We start from the raw sequence: 2,966 nt of genomic DNA, 5'->3' as shown, positions 1-2,966 counted from the left end.
ATCTCTTCGGCCCGGTTCGTTCACGCCGTCTCCGAAACTCTCTTGGGATCGATCTGGTCCCGGACAATACCTGCTCCCTCGACTGCGTCTACTGCGAATGCGGAAAAACCCGGAATCTCTCACTCAGGAGAGCAGAATATGCTCCCACAGATGAAATACTCGACGAACTTAACCACTTCCTCTCAACAGACCCAGAGATCGACTTCATTACCCTCGGCGGCACAGGGGAGCCGACACTCCATTCCGGAATCAGTTCAATCCTCACTTCCATCAAAAAAGAACATCCCACCTATCAGACTGCCGTCCTCACAAACAGCACACTCCTGCATAATCCGGAGGTCCGATCAGAACTCTCTACCGCAGACCTCATCCTCCCCTCCCTTGATGCCGTGACCAGGGAGGTCTTTCAAAAGATTAACCGCCCTGCTCCCGGTATATATCCTGAGAAAATGATTCAGGGGTTGATCGATCTCCGTCAGGAGTATAAAGGGCAGATATGGCTTGAGATCTTTCTCATCCCGAACCAAAATACTACTGAGGAAGAGCTTCATCTCCTCAGAGAGGCTGCAATGTGGATAAAACCGGATCGCGTTCATCTCAACTCGCTTAACCGGTCCGGGACAGAACCCTGGGTTGCTCCTCTCCCTGATGAGGATCTGATGAGGATCTGCCGATTTTTCAGCGAAAAACTCCGGAATGTCTCCATCATCTGATCTCCTGACACCAACACAACCTTTTCAGCCTATCGGTTACAATACTACCTGAGAGTTTCATATGGCGGTCGGCAGAGAAATTATCACCAGATTAAACGAAGAGGTCAACTCGGATATCCGGATTATGCATGTCTGTGGAACACATGAGGCCTCAATAGCAAAACACGGGATACGAAGTGTCCTCCCCCCACAACTGAAGGTCGTAATGGGACCGGGATGCCCGGTCTGTATCACACCAGCAGGAGAGATCGACTGCGCAATCAACCTTGCAGCAGAAGGCAAAATCATCACCACCTATGGCGATCTCCTCAGGGTTCCCGGATCAAAGGGATCTCTTGAATCTGCCGACGGAGACATCAGGATCGTCCAGGGCATCCATAAAGCTGTCGAGATCGCAGAGAACACAGATAAAGACGTGGTATTCATCTCTGTCGGATTTGAGACGACGGTGCCGACTGTCGCTGCCACACTCCTCCAGAAACCACCTGAGAACTTCAGTATCCTCTCCTGTCACCGTGTCGTTCCACCGGCGATGCAGTGGCTCCTTGATCAGGGTGAAGCAAATCTGAACGGATTCATTTTGCCGGGCCATGTCTGTGCTGTCATGGGGTATGAAGAGTATGAACGTTTCCCTGTTCCGCAGGTCGTCGCAGGATTCGAAGCAGAAGAGCTCCTGCTTGGTCTCTACATGCTTGTTAAACAGATCAACGAAGGAAGGGCCGTTGTGGAGAATGCATATCCACGGGCAGTTACAAAAGAAGGAAATAGAAAAGCACAGGCCCTGATGTATGAATTCTTTACCCCCTGCGACATCGAGTGGCGAGGCTTTCCGATCATCCCGGGCTCAGGCCTTGCATTAAAGTCAGAATTTGAAGAGTATGATGCCCAGAAGAAGTACGGAATCGAGATCCCTCACATCGAAAAACGGTCCGCCTGCATATGTGACCAGCTCCTGCGTGGTCTTGCAGAGCCGACCGACTGCCCGCTCTTTGGAACAGCCTGTACCCCGCGATCTCCGGTCGGCCCCTGTATGGTATCACATGAAGGCGCATGCAAAATCTGGCATCAATACCGCCGATAACGATATACTTATCTGTTTTTAGACAGAACATTGTAGGCAATATCCCAATATTGGGAACTATGCTCTTGTCTCGGTAGGGTAGCGGACATCCTAGAAGCCTCCGGAGCTTTTGACCCGGGTTCAAATCCCGGCCGGGACGCTCATTCTTTTCAGCGATTATTCTTCTGAAATTACCTCGGTACCATGATGGTTTTCGAATACCACACAACCACTCTTTTATGCGATCGTATCGCACATTATAGACATTATGGGGTTTGAATTGTACGATCTTGTGAATAAATATCCCCCGAGGCAGATGATGGCCATACCGCTGGCCATCTTTATCATCGGAGTCCTGATTATTGCCGGTAATTTCTTCATTACCGGCACTCCGGTAAGTCTCGGAATCGATTTTGCCGGGGGAACAGCGGTAACAGTAATGACCGATGACACACCAGAAGAACTTGAGGAGTATTTTGCCGCATATCCGCTCATCAGCATCGGCGAGGGATTAAATCGTGGCAATTATCTCAGATTCGGTCCGATGTCAGATGAGCAGTTCAGGGCATTGTCCCAGGATATCAATGCCAGATATCCGGATGCAAAGGTCGATCAGATAGGAGAATCGTTTGGTCAGACCCTTCAGCAGCAGGCACTGATCGCCCTCCTCTTCTCATTCATCGGGATGTCTATCATAGTCTTTATCGCCTTTCGATCAGTTATCCCATCGTTTGCAGTCGTTTTCTGTGCCTTTGCCGACATCATCATTACAGCAGCCATTATGGATGTTATAGGATTGCCACTATCTCTCGGCACAACAGCAGCACTCCTGATGCTTATCGGTTATTCTGTTGACAGTGACATCCTGTTGACGACACGAATCCTGAAGCGGCAGGGAAAACTTGATGAAAAGCTGAAAAATGCATTTCGGACAGGTTTTATCATGACAACGACGACACTTTCAGCGGTGCTTGCACTCCTCGTCGTCTCATGGATTGGCCAGATCGAGATTATCATGCAGATAGCAACAGTTCTCCTCATCGGACTTCTGATTGACCTGATGATCACCTGGATGTTCAATGCAGGCCTCCTGAAATGGTATGTGCAGAGTGGAAAAGCGGCAGGAGGTGTACAGCGATGAGGAAAGCAGATAATAAACCGTCGGCAATGAAGAAAACAGACTTCCAGCCACT

General features: G+C 49.7%; 3 protein-coding genes and 1 tRNA gene. All 4 read left to right on the top strand.

What is annotated here, in order from left to right; genetic code table 11:
• On the top strand, nt 1-713 hold a 713-nt coding region (locus Q7V06_RS09560), incomplete at its 5' end, for a radical SAM protein (protein ID WP_304840948.1).
• Between the two features lie 61 nt (nt 714-774).
• Nucleotides 775-1,794 carry a hydrogenase formation protein HypD gene (gene hypD, locus Q7V06_RS09555; protein ID WP_304840946.1) on the top strand — a complete coding sequence of 340 codons (1,020 nt, stop codon included), beginning with the start codon at nt 775-777 and terminating at the stop codon, nt 1,792-1,794.
• A 67-nt stretch (nt 1,795-1,861) separates the two neighbouring features.
• Nucleotides 1,862-1,933, top strand: a tRNA-Arg gene (locus Q7V06_RS09550).
• 108 nt (nt 1,934-2,041) lie between these two features.
• On the top strand, nt 2,042-2,914 hold the full coding sequence (locus tag Q7V06_RS09545) for a protein translocase subunit SecF (RefSeq protein ID WP_304840944.1): 873 nt from the start codon (nt 2,042-2,044) through the stop codon (nt 2,912-2,914).
• Nucleotides 2,915-2,966 lie beyond the last annotated feature (52 nt).

The sequence above is a fragment of the Methanocalculus sp. genome, assembly GCF_030651615.1.
Taxonomy (GTDB): Archaea; Halobacteriota; Methanomicrobia; order Methanomicrobiales; family Methanocorpusculaceae; genus Methanocalculus.
The sequence above is the reverse complement of the archived record's forward strand: the minus strand, read 5'-3'. Positions and strand labels throughout refer to the sequence as shown.